We start from the raw sequence: 18,423 nt of genomic DNA, 5'->3' as shown, positions 1-18,423 counted from the left end.
AGCGCAGGTCTTGTAGGGACGATGACACGGGAGCACGCCACCGGCGCCGTGCTGTCCCAGGAGCGGGTGGAGAACAAGTCCAACCAGAGGTCCCCTCCCTACTGGTCTTGCTCGAACCGTTGGACCTCGACGGGGTGGTGGTCACCGCCGATGCGATGCACACCCAGGTAGACACAGCTGAGTGGATCGTCGGCCGGGGTGGTCACTACCTTCTCACGCCTCTGGGCAACCAGAAGACCCTGCACCGCACTCTCAAAGCCCTGCCGTGGAAGAACGTCCCGTCCACCTCCTGGGTCGACACCGGACACGAGCGGCGGGTGCGGCGCACCGTTAAGGCCATCGAGATCCCCACCTGGGTGGACTTCCCCGGGTCTGCTCCCTACCCATGACCACACCCAACCCGAAGCCATCGCCGCCTGGCCTGCGGGGCCAGAGCCGCTATCGCCTCAACCACCAGACCCCTGTCAAGACGCCCCAAACGAGCTATCAGACCACTAACCCGACCACTACTTAAACCAACTCTGCCAACTCCTGGCGTCAGATGCATCGTGTGTCTGACGACAAGCAGCTGAGGAAGCTTCCCACGTTCTTCGGCTGATCGAGAGAGGACCAGGACGCGATTATTCTGCAGTCGAGTGGGCGACAATGTACGTGTTTCACGTGAAACACAGGCGTGTATAGCCATGACCCGACAGCTTCTGAATCAGGTGACTGAACTGAGAAGAACCGGGAATGTGTGGAAGGTGCAGCTGACCTAGTGGGACGGATACCAAGTGGCGCTTCATCCCTGACCTGAGTGTCCGCTGGCTGTCCATCGGCGATGAGATGTTCGCCGAGTGTCGCTGGGAGAAGGGCTGGGCAACAGAATCGGTTCCCGAGTGTCTTGGGAATGAAGCCTGTTGATGACGCCGACGGTACCTACGAGCCTGTCATCCCGTTCGTCATCACGTCACTGTCGAAACGCTGGCATCCTCCCCCGGGGGAGGGAGGAGAATAGATGATCCTCGAAGGTAGAGAAGGTGAGAGCCTGACTGAAGCGATACCGCTGCAGAAAGGTCGTTCGATTCCGTAGTTGAGAACTGCTCGTCGATTGCAGCAGATGTCTGAATCGCTTGTCTTGGGCCTCGTACAATCGCATCTCGCATGCCGTTGGTGTGCTCCGTGAGTGTCTGGCACAGGACGAGTGCAGCGCTGGTTTCACGTGAAACCGAAGGTACGAAGTGAGAGGTGCTGGATGACGATGAGCATGAAATACTCCGTAGCCCTGTCCTTCTAACGACGCAGGAGGGCCCCTCGCTATCGGCTTGATCGATGCGGTCAGATTGGCGTGAGAGACACTGCGCCGCGCCGCAGCTGCACCCGATGAGAGGCCGTCTATCTGTAGACGCTGTTGCGAAGCGGAACAGCGGCCGGGTACCTGAGATCGAAGGAGGACGGGTGATATCCGGAACCAGCTGTTTCACGTGAAACCGAGGGCGCGCATAGAGTGCGGATAGCGCCTGAAATGAAGGGGTGTCCCAGGAGCTTGATACGGCGGCCAACAGTCGCCTGATTCCACGTGGGTAGTGCCTTGATCGATGACTACTCATCTCGAGACTTGGCGGCAGGAGGGGGTGAGGCAACGGCACGGTGACCTACCGTCCTGTCTCTCATCCAGGATGATCTGACCTGCAGAACGAAGCACGAGGTGGAAGGTGACACTTCTCCTCCGGCTTCTCTTGAAGTCGATGCGGCAACCGGCGGACGCTCGGTCGAGTGATGCTGTCGAAGGGTGTCATGCGTCTATCGAGGTTTGAAAGGACGCAGATCGGTTTCGGTTTCACGTGAAACATGATCGGGTCTGAACTGATCGAGCATGCGTTGTGGGTCGCGCCGTGAATCTCATGAGGGACTAATTCATCGGCGTCGGGTTGGTTTGCGTTCACCCTTGCCCAGTCTGGAGTCTCACCATCCTTGATCACTGAGGCGATGAGGCAACATACTGGGAATGCTCGTTCAGCGTCTTAGCGGTATCTGCGACCGCCGAGAGAGAGCGAACTGCGGGGTAGAGCTTGCGAGCAGTATCTGACGCGGCTCGCGCACGTAGATTTGCTTGTAGTAGGCTCCGGTTTCACGTGAAACACGACTGCTCCGAAACCGGTCGAATAGGACAACTGTGCCGCCAGGGTTAGCGATACCCAGGATGTGATGGTCGGACGAGGAACTCCGGCAGTGGGCGGTCATCATCGCTGACGATGTGACTCTTCTTCAGGACGATGAGGGGTGTCTCTATAACGATGTGCGGGCGCAGGACTGTGTAGGGATGGGTATGAGAAGAGCACCTTCCCAATCTCCCCATCACCGCACCGCAAAGAGAAGCTGAAGAGTCTCGCTACTACGTTGGTGGCATCTTCAGTGAACGCTGTGGATGCTCCTTGATCAGATGAGAGATCGTGGGAGAGGGGTGGTTTCACGTGAAACAGGATCTGGGAGGCCAAGTGCTTGGTGATCTGAGCTGGCGATACTGATCTGCGCATCATCCAAGATGTGGTTGTGACCATCGACTGGGACCCCGCCCCTACTCTGTTGCCGCCTCGCCGAGGAGAGTGGGGAACGAGTCGGCGCAGATGTGATTGCAGAAGATGTTGAACGCAATAGCGAGGTGACGTCGGCGGAGTAGTCGGCAGTGAGACCTCAGTTCATTGATCTCTGACGAGATGCGCATCCTGAGAAGCCTCGGTGGGGAGCTCGACTTTGATCAAGGAGGATGGACCGCTGATTGCCAGCGCTGTCATGCTGAATCGTGTTTCACGTGAAACCGGATGATCTCATGCAAGCAAGAGGCGCGGTTGACTGGTTGGTCTGGAACGAGTCCGTTTCTGCACGGGAAACAAATAGCTTCAATACGGCTCCTCTTCGTATGTTTCCCCTCATACTGGCACACTGGCTTATGCAGCGGACGGTCCCGGCTCGAGTCGAAACGAGTACGCACAGGAGACACCATGCCCGGCACAAGAAGGCCGCTGCCAAAGTTGGCATCAGGATGGCCCAGTGGGAGAGGCCCGCGTGTTTGCGGGAACTCGGGCGATGTCGTCTGCTATGCGGTGTCTCTGATCCATATGGTCTACTCATTGCGGATGGGAAGACTATGTTTCACGTGAAACCGTGATTGTGGCGGCTGCACCGGTGGGAACAAGATCGACTGTTTCTCGGAGTCGGGTGAGTGGCAATCATGCGGCGTTCATCGGCAGCCCCCTCCCTTGAGGAGGAGGACCGGAACGAACCTGACGAGAACAAGGACGGTCAGAAGGATGCCTCAGACAAGGAGATAAAGGTACGCCGTGTGGATACACCTGGCCTTGTCCCGTTGTGCTGAACGGCTGGAGCCCGCTAGCAGAGCGAGCTGGCGCTCAAGATGTGCTGGCTGTTCCTTCGGTTCGTCAGGCATCATCGTGGGCGATGTATCTGATCTCATGATCATGACACTGGTGCGACGGTGGAGCAGCGCATCATTGCGATGTCGATCCGTGGTTTCACGTGAAACATCACGGGATTCATTATGAGGCTCCTGGATGTCGCCTTCCGCACCCTCGAAGTCTGGCCGGGCGGTTAGTGGTTGGAGCCTTCATCGGCGCGGGCTGCGGGCTATATTCATCACCGGTATGACGGCAGTAGAGGCACGGGACAGTAGCTGCACCGTCGTTCCCTACCACCCTCTCCTCTCTATACAACAAGCGGCTCCGGTCATTCAGAGCGGAGCCGCTTGTTTCACGTGAAACAAGGCCTAGGGGCGGACGAACGGGTTCCTCACGAGCGCGTCATACAGGTCCTCCAAATCGCCCTCCGCCTTCGCAGCAATTGGTAGCAGGGATGTTTCGGTCATTCCTGGAATGACATTGACGTCGATGAACCAGGGCGAGCCCGCTTCGTCGAGAATCAGATCGGTTCGAGAGAGGTTTCCGAGCCCAAGCGTCTTGTGGACGGTGATAGCAGTGTCCTTGACCATGTCGATGACAGAGTCATCCAGACGTGCGGGAACGAAGTATTCAGAGCGTCCCGGGTTGTATCGGGCATCAAAGTCATACTGGCCATCGGTCACGACCTCGACGGGGGGAAGCGCACGTGGCCCCTCTCCCGTGTCCACGACCGAAACAGCAAGCTCCGTGCCGGGGACGTAGCGTTCAATGAGTGCTCGCTCGTCATAGGCGAAGCATGCGACCATGGCCGACCTCAGTTCGTCCGCCGTCGACGCGTAGGACACGCCGAGTCCCGAGCCCCCTTGATGAGGTTTCACCACGACAGGAAGACCCAGGTGACCCGCGACGACGGTCAGCACTTCCTGCGCTCCCAGCTGACTGAAGTAGGAATGTGGAAGAGTCAATGAGTCAGGAGTAATCACTCCTCCGGTGCGAACACTTGCTTTGGCTGTTGGTTTGAAGGACGCCCGCTGACAGCCGTCGGAGTGAGTACCCACGTACGGCAATCCCAGGGCGATGAGCACGTTCTGCAGTCCACCGTCCTCCCCGGGGCCACCGTGCACCAAGGGCCAGACGACGTCGGGTCCGAAGGTCTTGAGCGACCCGATGGCGCGTGCGTCGATGTCCAGGACGAGGACGGTGTGGCCCAGGTGTTTGAGAACCTGGGCGACACGATGGCCCGACCGCAGTGAGATATCGCGCTCGTGGCTCAATCCACCGGCAAGAACAGCGATACGGAGTGGGGACTGATTCATCGTCAACCTCAGATCTGGTCGGGAGCAGGCGCATGAACGCCCTCGGACGGACGGTGGCTGCTGGTCGGACCGAACAGGTCCAACAGCTCAAGATCGCGGGTCACGACGCCGGACAGTCGCCGCACACCCTCGCGGATCTCAACGGGCTCGGGATAGCAGAAGGAAAGCCTCAAATGGTCCTGCCCCGCCCTACCGCCGGCGTAGAAGGCCGTCCCCGAGACGTAGGCGACTAGGCTGGTCACTGCACGTGGCAGCATGTCCTTGGCGTCGAGACCCTTGGGAAGCCCCACCCACACGTAGAAACCACCATCGGGGACGTTCCACCGGCACATCGGCAGGAACTCCTCCAACGCCGCCACCATGGCGTCGCGGCGCCCTCGATACATCGTCCGGAACTCTCGGATCTGCTGCTTCCAATCGAATTGGTCCAGGTACATCGAGATCGAGTACTGCCCCACCGAGGACGGGCACAGGATCGCGGCCTCCGAGGCCAGCTTCATCTTCTCCCGTACCGCCGGTGGGGCCACCGCCCAGCCCACACGATAACCGGGAGCGAAGATCTTGGAGAAGGAGCCGAGGTAGACGACGTCGTCGGGCGCGAGGGTCTTGAGGGCCGTGTAGGTCTGACCCTCGAAACCAAGCAGGCCGTAAGGATTGTCCTCCACGATGAGGATATGGTGGCTCCGACAGATTTCGATGACCTGCGAACGGCGCTCCTCCGTGAGCGTCACTCCGGCAGGATTGTGGAAGTTGGGCAGGCAGTAGAAGAACTTGATACGACGCCCCTCGCGCTCAAGCCGGACGATCGTCTCCTCCAGGGCCTCGGGAATGACTCCGTCTGCGTCAATGGACACCTGCTGCACATCGGCCTGGTAGGTCGAGAAAATCGACAGCGAACCGACGTAGGTGGGGGCTTCGGCCAGGACGACGTCGCCGGGATCGACGAAGAGCTCAGTGATAATGTCGACCGCCTGCTGGGACCCGGTGGTGACGATGACATCCTCCGGATAGGCCTCGATCCCTTCTATGGCCATGACCTCGGTGATCTGCTCCCGCAGCCGCGGCAGTCCCTGACCGTTGCCGTACTGCAGCGCCCTGCCGCCATCCTTGCGGATCATCTCAGCTGTGGCCTCGGCCAATCGCTCCAGCGGGAGGTCCTTGAGATTCGGCATCCCCCCGGCTAACGACACCACCTCCGGACGCGAGGCGACGGCGAACAGCGAGCGCGTCTCCGAAGCGCGCAGACCATGAGCTCGCGCGGCATAGCTGTCCAGCCACGGATCGAGCCGGTTCCCCTTCACCTGGTTGTTGTCCTCACTCACCTGCGGTCCTTCCTTGGTCGCTATGACTGCGTCCGTAAGCCCAAGTCTGCCACGCTGAGCCATCGGGCAGGACACGGTCAGGCCGGGAGTAATCCGCAGTGTTTCACGTGAAACAAGGAGAGCCCGAACCGGCTTCTCATGAGACGACGGCAGCGGATGAGGACGCGCCGTGCATCACCGAAGCGATGCACGGCGCGGTGCCGTCAGGTGCGGCGCCCCAAGGGGGATCGATCCCGGTTCAGGAGGTCAGAGCCCGCTCCTCGATGAGAGCGCGCAAGGGGGCCTCCTCATTGTCGATCGTCTCCACCTTCTGAGGCCGAGTGAGCAGGTCTGCGATGATGTCGGGGGTTTCCGGATCCTTCCCGAGTGCCTCGGCCACGGTCTGCGGGAACTTCGCGGCCTTGGCCGTTTCCATGACGAGGGTTGGAAAACCGGGTTCCATGGTGCGCAGTGCCACCGTGATGCCGTCGGCCGTGTGCGGGTCGATGAGACGGCCGGAGCGTTCCTTGACGGTGCGGATGGCTTCCAGCCGATCCGCGTGCGACGACCTTCCTGCCACGAAACCCAACTCCTCTCCCAGGCGTGAGAGCTGATCGCGCAGATCGAGAGTGCCGGTGGCCTCCAGCTCCGCCCAGTGCTGTACGAAGGCCTCTGGCCCCAGCAGCGCCCAGATGAAGCGCTCCAGATTGGAGGCCTTCGAGATGTCCATCGATGGGCTGGAGGTGGCCAGCGTGTCCGTCGCCGAGCGCGGTCGATAGATGCCGGTGGTGAAGAACTCCTCGAGGACGTTGTTCTCATTGGTGGCCAGGATGAGTCGGCGGATCGGTACGCCCATGGACTGGGCCAGGAACCCGGCGTAGATGTTGCCGAAGTTGCCTGAGGGGACGCACACGTCCACGCGGTAGCCGGCGCGTGCCCCCTCCTCCACTGCGTCGGTCACTCGTAGCCAGGACCAGACGTAGTAGACGGCCTGCGCGGCGATCCGGCCGATATTGATGGAGTTGACGGCCCCGAGGTGGTGAGCCTCTTTGAAATCCGCGTCATTGCTCAGGGCCTTGACCAGCGCCTGACAGTCGTCGAAAACGCCCCTTACTGCGATGTTATGAATGTTGGCGTCCTGGAGGGTGTACATCTGGGCCCGCTGCACCGGGCTCATGCGGCCAGCCGGCGAGAGCATGAAGACGCTGACGCCCTCCTGACCCCGGAAGGCGTGCTCGGCCGCCGAACCTGTGTCTCCGGAGGTGGCCCCCAGGATGTTGAGGACCCTGCCTTGCTTGGCCAGCACATAGGGAATCGCCTGCCCCAAAAACTGCATGGCCAGGTCCTTGAAGGCCATCGTCGGCCCCTCGGATAGACCCACGAGGACCAAACCGTCGGCGACGTCGCCGAGAGCGGTCACTGGGACGACGGGCTGCGGGAACCGGGGCTCGCCGTAGGCGGCCCGGGTCAGTGCGGCCAGGTCGTCACGTGGAACATCGGTGGCGAACAGTCCGATGATCTCGGTGGCCAGATCTGCGTATCCCAGCGGTCGCCAGTTCTCCAGCCGATCCGCGGTGAGAGACTCCAACCGGTCCGGGACCGCCAGGCCGCCGTCGGGCGCCAGGCCCGCCAGGAGAACGTCCATGAACCCGGCCGGTGCCATTCGGCCGCGGGTCGAGATGTACTGGGTGTGCTGCATGTGCTGCCTTCTTGCCGTGTCGCGCGCCGTGAAACCGCCGCGATTCCGGAGCGATTCTACGGGGCGGAGACCGCGGACGACAGACGAGCCCCGCCTACGACGAGACACGTCATCAGATCTCTCGTAGACGACGCCGGCCCCGTCCATCGCCCCGAGAAGGATGATTGGACAGGACCGGCGTCGAGTCGGCAGGCGGCGGTTGGCGGGAGTTCGGCGTCAGGCCAGGACCTTCTCCACCTCCGACTTGAAGGAGGCCTTGGGGCGCGAGCCGCTGAACTGGTGGAAGACCTCGCCGTCGCGCATCACCGCGAAAGTCGGAATGGAACGCACGCCGTAGGAGCGGGCGGTGGCCGGGTTGGCGTCTACGTCCACCTTGACAAACTTGACCTTGTCACCGAAATCGGCGGCGACCTCGTCCACGATCGGCGCCATCTGGCGGCAGGGGCCGCACCATTCGGCCCAGAAGTCGATGACGACGGGGACGTCGGACTTGAGGACTTCCTCCTCGAAGGTGGCGTCGGTGACGGCGAGAGCCTCGGACATGGTTTTCTCCTCGGACGTTGTGGATGGGTGAGTCGGGATAGACGGACAGCAGGAGCTTCGACGGCGCCGTCCGTTGAGCTAAAGTGCGCGGCGTCGGGTCAGGCCTGCAGAGTGGTCAGGTAATGCTCGGCGTCCAGGGCGGCGCGGCAACCGGACCCCGCTGCCGTGATCGCCTGCTGATAGGTGGGGTCAGCGACGTCGCCGCAGGCGAAGACCCCGGGGATGCGGGTGCGCTGCGAGGGGGCCTCGACCTTGATGTAGCCGGCCTCGTCGAGCTCAAGCACTTTGGAGACGAGCTCGCTACGCGGAATCTGGCCGATGGCGACGAACAGGCCGGTGGCCTCGAGCTGGCGGCGCTCGCCGGTAACGGTGTCCTCCAGGGTGAGGCCGGTCAGCGAGTCCTCGCCGTGGAGCTCGACGACGCGCGAATTCCAGGCGAAGGAGATCTTCGGATCCTCCTGGGCGCGCTTGGCCATGACGGCGGAGGCTCGCAACTCGTCGCGGCGGTGGACCACGGTGACGGAGCGGGCGAAGCGGGTCAGGAAGGTGGCCTCCTCCATCGCCGAGTCCCCACCGCCGACGACCACGATGTCCTGGTCCTTGAAGAAGAACCCGTCGCAGGTGGCGCAGTAGGACACGCCGTGACCGGAGAGGCGCTCCTCCCCATCGATGCCCAGGTGCCGGTACTCCGAACCGGTGGAGATGATGACGCTGCGAGTTTCGTAGACGCCGTCGGAGGTGGTGACGCGCTTGATGCCGCCCTCCAGTTCGAGATCGGTGACGTCCTCGTAGCGGACCTCGGCGCCGAAGCGCTCGGCCTGCTCCTGCATCTGGTTCATGAGTTCGGGGCCCATGATTCCCTCGATGAAGCCGGGGTAGTTCTCCACCTCGGTGGTGTTCATCAGGGCGCCGCCCGCGGTCACTGAACCGGCCAGGATGACTGGGCGGAGCTGGGCGCGGGCCGCATAGATGGCTGCCGTGTAGCCGGCGGGGCCGGATCCGACAATGACAACGTCGTGAATCATGACTCTCCTGACAGGCGGGCGATGGCCGCGTTACGCGGACACCCAGTGCAACTAGTAATCAATTAAGCTTGTTCCCATGACTAAGCTTATTTGACTGTAACCTCTGTCACGGTGGCTTTGTAGGGGAACTCATCGGCCACATTGTTCTTGGGAAGCTGGGTCACCCGCACGACGATGGTGTCGACCTCTTGGGGCTTGTCGATCGTGAAGGTGGTGTTTCCCGCGGTGAAGGGGCCCTGGGCGAGTAGCGTGCCGCCACCGGCGTTGTTGATGTCCGTGGCGCGGACCTCGACCTGCCCGCCCTCATTGGTGCCTTGGAGGTCGATCTGCGAGACCTTGGCGGAAGACTTGAGCTTGATCTCGATATCGATCGGCTGTGCCAGCTCCGGGTTGCTGGTGTTGTGGGAGAACCAGGGACGACTGGTGTCTCCGTCATTGAGGTACTTCTGGTTGTTGGCAGCCTGGGAGCTCGGGTTGTTGACAACGCTCACGCTGGCGATCTCGGGTGGGACTGCAGGTGCCTCGGTGGCGGGCGCAGATTGCTGCCCGCCACCGCCGGCGTTCTGGGAACTGGTCGAGGGAACGGTATCCGCGGCCGCGCGGTCCTTGTCCGCGAAGGGGATGCCGATTGTCTGATACACGATGTAGCTGGCCGCTCCCAGCGAGACCAGAACGATGAGGACGAGCGTGACCAGGACGCTGCCGGTGGTGCGCTGTTCCCGGCGGGCCGCCTCGGGGTCGATCTCCTCCTCGTCGTCATCCTCGAAGGCCGGGAAGCTACCGGTAAAGGGCTCGGCCGGAACCGGTGCGGGTCCGGGGACGGTCTCGGAGGCGGTCGACAGGACGTTCGGGATCGGGTTCGCGGGCCCGGTGACCTGGACGTAGGTGTCGTCGGCCGGATGCTCCTGCGCCGCCGGAGATCCGGAGTGCTGCGGGTCGAATGCGGCTGCGGGTGGTGCGGTCGCGCCTGCACTGACAGAGGAGGTCTCGATGACTGCGGTGGCGTCCGCAGGCGCATCGGCGCCAGCTGGCAGCGACGGCGCCTGGCCGGGCTGAACGGGTGCAGTCGCTGACGGGTTCGCCGTCGGGGCGACCGTGGCCCCCTTGCCGGCACCGCTGCGCCGCAGCCGATCCAGAACTCCACGTGCCGCGTTGGCGACCCCGGCTCCTGCGGCTCCGGCGGTGGCACCGGCATTTACAGCGCTGCCAGGAACACCAGCCGACGGCGATGGACGCTGCGAGGCTGCGGGAATCGGCATCGAGCCCGATTCGTGGTAGCCGACCACAGGGTCCCAGGTGCCCAGCGAACGGGCCACCTCGGCTGCGGAGATCGGTGGTTGGCTGCTCCAGGTGCGTTCACACAACTCGTCCAGGATCGGGTCGATCCCTGGCACGAGCGTGGAGGGCTTGACCGGGACGCCGCCCAGACGGGGTGCGGAGGGAATACCGGGGCGCTTGCCCGGCCACCGGCCGGTCAGGCCGTAGTAGAGGATCTCCACCAGCGCGCGGGCATCGGCGCGGTCGGCGGCCGACGGGTCATGGCCTGCCACCCGACTCTCCAGGTTCAGCGCGGCGGCCTCGATCCCCAGACCGCTGACTTTGATCCTGCCATCGGGAAGAACGCGGATGGACTCGGGAGACAGATTGAGGTGATGCAGGCCCCTACGAGCACCGGCGTCGAGCGCCTGGGCTGTCTCGCCGATGATCGAGCGCGCCTGCGCGGGAAGCATGCCCCGGGAGACCAGAGAGGAGAACGTGCGTCCGGTCAGCGGCTCGGTGACGATGACCGAGGGCTCGGCGCGCTCGACGTCGTAGACCAGCTGGAGGCGCTGATCCTCGACCAGCACCGCTCTACTGGCCGACTCCAGGACGTTGTCGCGGTGAAGCGTCGCATCGGTGAGAACCAGGATCGTGACGTCTCGATCCAGGATCGTGTCAACGCCACGGTGCCTGACAATACGCGGCAGCGTGGTGGACAGCGTTCCCAGGAGCCCGTAGCGACCACTGCCGATCGGCGTCGCCTCCGACATGCGTCTCCTTCCTTGAGATGGTTGTCCATCTGAACCGGTTGATCCCATCGTAACCGTCTGAGGGCTCCGAACCGGGGTGATGTGGCTCGTGTGGGCAGAGGCATGGGGAGGGTGGGCGGCGGACCGTCCTGTGGCCACCCGGGAAGGGGGAATGCTGGCGGGCAGCGAGGGCGGGATACTTCCGGGAGTGTTGCCCGGGAAGCGTCCGGGAGTCTGGGAACGGCGGGAAGCGTCGGCCGCGTAGTCGGCGCTCGTGGGCGGCGGTGGGGCCGCTGCCTGCGAGGGTGCCGGTGGTCGGGGCGCGAGCGGGTAGGCCGGCTGTCCGTCCTGGGCGTAACCCGCAGGTGCCTGTGACGGCCAACCGCCAGCGGGCTGCCGACCCATTTGACCCGGCTGTCCCCAGGGGTTGGTCTGCGCCTGCGAGGGGGGCGGCGGTGCGGGTGTGGCCGCCTGGGCGGAGCCGGAGGTGTAGCCAACAGCACCATATGCGGCCGGACCCGTCGAAAAATCTGACTGGGCGGCAGTGGACCGTGCCGGCGGCGGAGGAGGAGGCGGCGCGGCCTGAGTTGCGGGCATCTGGGCGGTGGCGTGCGTCGTTGGCTCCGGCGGCGACAACCAGGCCGCGATCGCCAGGACCACTCTCCCGGGCGCACCGGGCAGACGGTGACCGATCGCGGACAGGATCCGTGAGAAGGGCCGGAAGGCGACGGCGATCTCCCCGATCCCCACCACGCGCCCCATGAGCAGGTAGATGATCGACATGACGGCCGCGACGATGGCGATGTGTCCGAAGGCCGCGAGCATCTTGCCCAAGGAGGAGTCTCCATCGACATCGCCCATGAGCAGATTGAGGACGATCCCGGCGGCGACCGCGGGCGCCACCGCCATGACCAGACGCAAGTGGGTGGTGATGATCTTACGGCCATCGAGGCTGGGCAGGTGGGAGCGCATCATGGGGATGACCACCGCGCAGCCCCCGATCTGGCTGATCGTGTTGGCCGCTCCCGCCCAGGTCATCCAGTGGTTGGCCGGGGCCATGAGGTAGGCCATGATGCACAGGACCACCGGGATGACGCCGACGACGACGTCGGCCAGGAGTAGCCGCTTGGTGTCGGAATAGGCCAGCATGACCCGCTGGGTCCCGAACCAGACGCCCTGCGGGACGATGCCCAGCGCCAGGGCGATGAGCATGGGGGCACTGGCCTGGGCTTCGGGCAGGGTGATTGACGGCGTGAAGAGCTGGAGGGCCGGGACGGCCAGGACGCAGATGCCCGCCGTGGCCAGCACGGTGAAGACACCCGCCGAGCGCAGTCCCAGGGAGAGATCCTCACGCACTCCGGCGGCGTCCCCGGCCGCTGCCTTCTCACTCATACGGGTGAACAGGGCGGTGATGATGGAGGTGACCACCAGGGACTGCGGCAGCATGTAGATGAGATAGCCGTTGAGCCACATGGTGGTCGAGGGCACGATGACGTCTGCGTACTCGGGCTGCTCGGAGGCCGTGACCGCGTAGGAGCCCAGGTTGGAGGTGATCCAGTTGCTCAGGCTGGCCACGCCCACTCCGGCCAGCGCCCACAGGGCCACCTTGACGGTCTTGCCCAGCCCCAGGCCCCGCACCCCGAAGATAATGCGCGGCCGGAATCCGGAGCGCACCAGAGGGATGTAGAGAATCAAGGCCTGAACGGCGATACCCAGGGTTGTTGTCGCCCCGATAAGCGTGATCCGGGAAACGTCCCAGACCTCAGGTCCTTGGCCTGTGGTGTACCGGCCGTAGATATGGAGGTAGGCCAGGATCGAGGCGATCGAGATGATGTTGTTGAGCACCGGGGACCACATATAGGGCCCGAAGCTCGAGCGTGCGTTGAGAACCTGTCCCCATAGCGCGTACAGACCGTAGAAGAAGACCTGCGGCATGAACCAGAACGCGAAGGCGAAGGACAGCGTGCTCCACTGCCCCTGGGCCAAGGAGTTGGCATTGATGGCGAAGATGAGGGGTGCGGCCGCGGTAGCGATGCAGGTGACCACCAGCATGAGCGTGGCCGCAGCGGTCAGGAGCCGGTTGACGACCTCCTCGCCGTTGCGCCGTCGCAGCGCCTGAACGATCTGTGGTACCAGGATCGCGTTGAGGATCCCGCCGATCATCATGTTGTACAGGTAGGTGGGCAGGTTATTCGCCGTGTTGAAGGCGTCGGCGGCCCCCGAGCCGGTGGCGCCGAGCGCCATCACGATGAGGGCGTTGCGCACCATGCCCAGGATGCGGGAGACCAGGGTTCCCGAGGCCATGATGGCCGAGGATCGCGCCAGCGACGCCTGGCTGCGCCCCCGGGAGGAGGAGCGCCTGGCCCGTGCGTGCTTGATCATGCTCATGCCGTCTCCTGTGCTGCCGGGGTCACCGCGGTGCGGCGGCCTCGTCGTACTGTCCTCACAGTACCGATCACCACGATGGAGACAAGGATGCCGACGATGATGCCGGTGCCCCGGCTCTCCCAGTCGGCACGGACTCTCATGTGGACGGTGGTGGGCGTGCCCACGGTGGTGCCGTCTGCGGCGAGCACCTGGACCGTCAGGCCCACGTCGCCCGAGCCGACGGCTTGGATCGGCACCGTGACCTTGGCCTGCTGGTGCGCGGGAACGGTCACGGTCGTGGTGCGTGGGACCTGAAGGCGCTTGTTGTCCGAGACCAGGTAGACCTGGACGGTGACGTTCTGGTCCAGGGACGAGGTGATCCGCACCGGCAGCTGGGCCTCGGAGCTGATGAGGTTGATGGTCGACGACGGAACCGCGGCCAGCGAGGATGTGACGCCTGCTCCGGCCGCCTCGGCGGTCGGAATTTGAGCGTCACGGGTGGCGGAGTCAGCCCGCCAGGACGCCGAGGAGACGACGGCCTCCAGATCCGTGTAGTCGCCCAGCAGCGCAGCCGGGTCGGAGAGCACCGAGGACACCGATTGCAGGGTGCTGGCCGTGCCGGCGGCCGCGGCGAGGGTCGCCGTGGGCAGCTCGTCGTTGTCGGTCACCCTGTCCGGCGGCTCGGAGCGCTCGATCCCCGAGGTCCCCTCATCGACTGCCTCGACCTCCGCCCGGGCGTGCTCCTCGAGGGCGCTCAAGGACTGGGGCTGGGCCCAAGAGGTGGAGTGCAGGGCGTCCACGCGCTCTTGCAGAGCGGTGGGGTCCGCGCTGGAGGCCGCTTGACGGGGCATCGCCACGACGATGTCGCGCTCGAGCGCCGGGGCCTGACGGGTCAGGATCGCGCTGTCGCCGCGCAGCAACTGGCGGGTATCGAGCTCCGCGGCCTGAGGAGTCTGGGTAGATGGGGCGGCCTGTTGAGCCTGGTCGGCGGTGCCGACCTCGGGTGTCCTACTGGCGAGTGCCTCGGATAGGGACTGCTCGGGGAGCAGGACCGCGCGGTCCCCGAGCGCACCGAGTCCGGAGGGGGTGTAGGTGAGCTCATCGGCCACCGGCAAAGAGGTCGGTGAGGCGATGATGGTGGATGTCGATTGCGGCAGCACGTCGACCGTGGCGGAGTCCGTGATGCTGGAGGCCGGCCAGGCCAGTGAGGCCGGCGCCCCCGCCTTGACGATGGCCGACTCCCGGGTGCGCTGCGTGGCGGTCTCGATGAGACTCGTCTGCTGCAGATGGGCCAGTGCTGCGGTATCGGAGTCGCCCCACGGAAGGGCCACGAGACTGCCCGTGCCGATGGCCCGCACAAGGGCGGCGGAGAGTTGGGTGACGTCGTCGGGGGTCTTGGTCGGCGGCGATGTCGCGGTCGCGCTCGCCGAGGGCGAGGGCGGCGCTGAGGATTTCGGCGATGGACCGGCATTCGCCGAGGGCTCCGCCGTGGACGGCGATGATGAGTCGCCACCCTGAGGTGCCTGAGGGGCACCCTCGGACGCCGAAGGCCGGGAACCGCCGTTACGGGCGGCCTCCTCTAGGCTGGCCGAGGTCACGCCCAGGGCCTCGACGAGCGCAGGGTCGACGGCCACGACGACGCCGTCGCCGGCCATGCCCAGCAGGCCGAGGACCCGGCTGTGGATACGAGTGAGGGCCTCCTTGCGCTCCTGGTTACGCGGACCGGCCAGAACTGCCGTCTCCTGTGCGGAGGCGGTCACCGGGATGAAGGCGGTCAGGCGTACCGGGGCGATGGAGGCGCCGTTGTCCCACACGAGGATGCTGCGGTCCTGGGCAAGGGAGCCGCCCTGGGACTCCAGCTTGACGGCGATGCCGCGCGGCCCCCACTGGTCGGCGCTGGTCAGCGGCAGCTCGTCGGCCGGAACGGTGATGGAGAACTGGGTGATCTCGCCCGGCTGGAGGTCGTGCCCCAATGGGACCGTCAACGGATCCGACAGCCCCGACTCGTCGGTCCCGTTCAGCCATTTGGTCAGCCCCAGGCTCGTCACCTCCGTGGATCGCTGTACTCGCGTTACCAGATCCACCCCGGTGACGACCTGGCCGGTTCCGTTGGTGATGGTGCCGCTCAGCACCAGGTCCTGGTCGCTGTGCAGCACTTCGGGGGTCAGGGCATCGATACTCAAGGTCACCTGGTCGGCGACCACCTTGGTGCGCGGGGTCTGCGAGTCCTCGGCGCTCTGGTCCGAGGGCCCGGTCTTCAGGGTCTTCTCCGCCGGGGCCGACGGTGAGATCGACGGCTTCGTCGGCGCTCCGGGTGCGATGTCGGCAGAGATCCCGGCGGGTCCAGCGCCCGGGGCACTGGCCGGAGCAGAGTCCGCCCACGCTGCCGGCAGGGCTATCAGCGGCCACGCCACCAGGCCTACCACGCCCAGCAGGGCGGCGATGGTCACCATCGTCCTGCTCCGCAGCCCGGAGCCCAGCGTGGTGACCGCCTTTGCGCACAGATTGGTGGCGCAGGTCATCCGTCCCCCACCAGGATGTCCCAGGCCGCGGCCACGATACGGCGCTCGTTGGGATAGGCCAGACGGTGGGAGACGTCGTCCAGGGCGACCCACTCGACGTCCTCGGCCTCGTGGTCCGGATCGTTCTCCGTGGTCAGGGTCCCGCTGACCGCCTCCAGCAGAAAGTGATGAACCACCTTGTGGACGCGGTGCTCCTGACCGGCGAACCAGTAGTCGATCGTCGCCAGGTGCAGAAGCACCCGGCCGGTGATCCCGGTCTCCTCCATGATCTCGCGGACCGCGGCCTGCTCGGGTGTCTCGGCGCCCTCCAGGTGCCCTTTGGGCAGGCACCACTCCAACCGGCCGCCCCGGTTGCGCCGGGCGATGACCGCCGTGAAGGCCTGCCCGTTCTGAACGTCGACGACCAGGCCTCCGGCACTGGTCTCGTTGACGATCGGCAAAGCGCGCGCACTCGCCCGATGAGCCGGGTTTCCGGCGCGGGGTGTGCGAGTGCGTGGCGAGGGCATAGGGACACTCTAGGGCGTCGAGGCCGCCGGATGTCTCTGGCCGAGTACGTCGTCGCACACAGCCGCACCACCCGTGGGCGCGGCATGTGTGAAATACGCGAGACGGTCCTCACGACGGTGCCGACGATGCTGTCGACGACGGCGCGCCGGGCGGGGTTCATGGCAGGCTTGGGCCGATGACTGCGCACCCCGATCCCTCCGATCCCATGGACTCCGCTGAGAACCGCGGCCTGACTCGGCGGGCCCGAGCGGCCCTCGAGGGGCTGCCCCCCGCCCTGGCCGCCCTGGGGCACGCCTTCGTGCGCGCCGGGCATGAGATCGCGCTTGTCGGCGGGCCCGTGAGGGACGCCTTCCTCGGCGTCGCCCCCCACGACCTGGACCTGACCACCTCGGCCCGCCCCGAGCAGACCGAGAGGATCCTGGCCGCCTGGGGCGAAACCACCTGGGACATGGGCCGGGCCTTCGGCACTATCGGTGCGCGCAAGGGCAGCACCATCGTGGAGGTCACCACCTACCGCACGGAGGCCTACGAGGTCGGCTCGCGCAAACCCCGGGTCACCTACGGCGACACCCTCGCCGGGGACCTCACCCGCCGCGACTTCACCGTCAACGCCATGGCACTGCGCCTGCCCGACCTCGAGCTCATCGACCCCTGCGGCGGCCTGGCCGACCTGACCGCCGGCGTGCTGCGCACCCCCGTCAGCGCCGAGCAGTCCTTCGACGACGACCCCCTGCGCATCATGCGGGCCGCCCGCTTCGCCGCCCAGCTCGGCTTCGACGTCGAGATGGACGTCATGAAGGCCATGGAGGACATGGCCTCCCGCCTGGAAATCGTCTCCGCCGAGCGCGTGCGCGCCGAGCTCGAGCGCCTGCTGGTCAGCCCCCAGCCCCGACGCGGACTGGAGCTGCTGGTCCACACCGGCGTGGCCGACGTCGTCCTGCCCGAGCTGAGCGCCCTGCGCGAGACTGTCGACGAGCACAAGCGCCACAAGGACGTCTACGAGCACACCCTGACCGTTCTGGATCAGGCCATCGACCTGGAGACCGGTCCCGACGGGCCCGTCCCCGGACCCGACCTGGTCCTGCGCCTGGCCGCGATCCTCCACGACATCGGCAAGCCCGCCACCCGCCGCTTCCTGCCCGACGGCACTGTTACCTTCCACGGCCACGATCACGTCGGCGCCCGGATGGCGGCCAAGCGCCTGCGGGCGCTGCGCTTCGACAAGCAGACCATCAAGGACGTCTCGCGCCTGGTCGAGCTCCACCTGCGCTTCCACGGGTATGCGGACTCCGCCTGGTCGGACTCGGCCGTGCGCCGCTACGCCACCGACGCCGGCCAACTCCTGGAACGCCTCCACCGGCTCACCCGTGCCGACGTCACCACCCGCAACCGCCGCAAGGCCGCCATGCTGGACCGCGCCTACGACGACCTCGAAGAGCGCATCGAGGCCCTGCGCGCCGCCGAGGAGCTGGCCGCCATCCGCCCCGACCTCGACGGCGGCCAGATCATGGCCGAGCTCGACGTGCCCCCCGGGCCGATCGTCGGCGAGGCCTACCGCTTCCTCATGGATCTGCGCATGGAGAAGGGGCCGATCGGCGAGGACCTGGCCCGGCAGGCGCTGCGCTCCTGGTGGGCGGCCCGTCAGAAGAGCTGAGGGTGAGAGAGTGCTTGAAGCATCAAGAGAACTGCGAGTCGGCGTCGTCGGCATCGGGGCCCGCTGCTACCTGGCCGCGCTCGCG

Annotated in this window: 10 protein-coding genes; 2 read left to right on the top strand and 8 right to left on the bottom strand. The window is 65.4% G+C overall.

All coding sequences use genetic code 11. From position 1 onward, the window contains the following. Positions 1-107: 107 nt before the first annotated feature. Positions 108-389, top strand: a complete 282-nt coding sequence (locus tag HMPREF0975_RS17275) for a hypothetical protein (protein WP_442852325.1) — start codon at positions 108-110, stop codon at positions 387-389. A gap of 3,374 nt (positions 390-3,763) precedes the next feature. Here HMPREF0975_RS17275 and HMPREF0975_RS03220 read toward each other — a convergent pair. The 8 genes from HMPREF0975_RS03220 to HMPREF0975_RS03185 form a co-directional block, all read right to left on the bottom strand. Next, positions 3,764-4,711, bottom strand: a complete 948-nt coding sequence (locus tag HMPREF0975_RS03220) for a D-alanine--D-alanine ligase family protein (RefSeq protein ID WP_009232699.1) — start codon at positions 4,709-4,711, stop codon at positions 3,764-3,766. 8 nt (positions 4,712-4,719) lie between these two features. Further along, the gene (locus tag HMPREF0975_RS03215) at positions 4,720-6,033 is read right to left on the bottom strand and encodes an aminotransferase-like domain-containing protein (protein ID WP_009232698.1); all 1,314 of its coding nucleotides are present in this window, start codon (positions 6,031-6,033) and stop codon (positions 4,720-4,722) included. Positions 6,034-6,271: 238 nt separating this feature from the next. Then, entirely contained in the window at positions 6,272-7,711 is a 1,440-nt protein-coding gene (thrC, locus tag HMPREF0975_RS03210; protein WP_009232697.1) for a threonine synthase, read from the bottom strand. Between the two features lie 216 nt (positions 7,712-7,927). Further along, positions 7,928-8,254 carry a thioredoxin gene (gene trxA / locus HMPREF0975_RS03205; protein WP_009232696.1) on the bottom strand — a complete coding sequence of 109 codons (327 nt, stop codon included), beginning with the start codon at positions 8,252-8,254 and terminating at the stop codon, positions 7,928-7,930. A 98-nt stretch (positions 8,255-8,352) separates the two neighbouring features. Continuing rightward, positions 8,353-9,279: a thioredoxin-disulfide reductase gene (gene trxB / locus HMPREF0975_RS03200; protein WP_009232695.1), complete on the bottom strand. Its 927-nt coding sequence runs from the start codon at positions 9,277-9,279 to the stop codon at positions 8,353-8,355. A gap of 86 nt (positions 9,280-9,365) precedes the next feature. Then, positions 9,366-13,676 carry a murein biosynthesis integral membrane protein MurJ gene (locus HMPREF0975_RS03195; RefSeq protein ID WP_009232694.1) on the bottom strand — a complete coding sequence of 1,437 codons (4,311 nt, stop codon included), beginning with the start codon at positions 13,674-13,676 and terminating at the stop codon, positions 9,366-9,368. Then, a complete protein-coding gene (locus tag HMPREF0975_RS03190; protein ID WP_009232693.1) occupies positions 13,673-16,177 on the bottom strand; it encodes a DUF6049 family protein in 2,505 nt (834 codons plus the stop codon). The genes HMPREF0975_RS03195 and HMPREF0975_RS03190 overlap by 4 nt, the downstream gene beginning before the upstream one ends. Continuing rightward, complete coding sequence (locus tag HMPREF0975_RS03185; RefSeq protein WP_009232692.1) at positions 16,174-16,683, bottom strand: NUDIX hydrolase; 510 nt, start codon at positions 16,681-16,683, stop codon at positions 16,174-16,176. The genes HMPREF0975_RS03190 and HMPREF0975_RS03185 overlap by 4 nt, the downstream gene beginning before the upstream one ends. Positions 16,684-16,859: 176 nt before the next feature. On the opposite strand from HMPREF0975_RS03185, the gene HMPREF0975_RS03180 reads away from it, so the two are divergent. Then, complete coding sequence (locus HMPREF0975_RS03180; RefSeq protein WP_009232690.1) at positions 16,860-18,338, top strand: CCA tRNA nucleotidyltransferase; 1,479 nt, start codon at positions 16,860-16,862, stop codon at positions 18,336-18,338. The last annotated feature ends 85 nt before the right edge of the window (positions 18,339-18,423 follow it).

It is taken from the genome of Actinomyces sp. oral taxon 849 str. F0330 (assembly GCF_000239715.1).
Lineage (GTDB): Bacteria > Actinomycetota > Actinomycetes > Actinomycetales > Actinomycetaceae > Actinomyces > Actinomyces johnsonii.
Note: the sequence above shows the minus strand (reverse complement) of the source record. Positions and strands in the feature narration are given on the sequence as shown.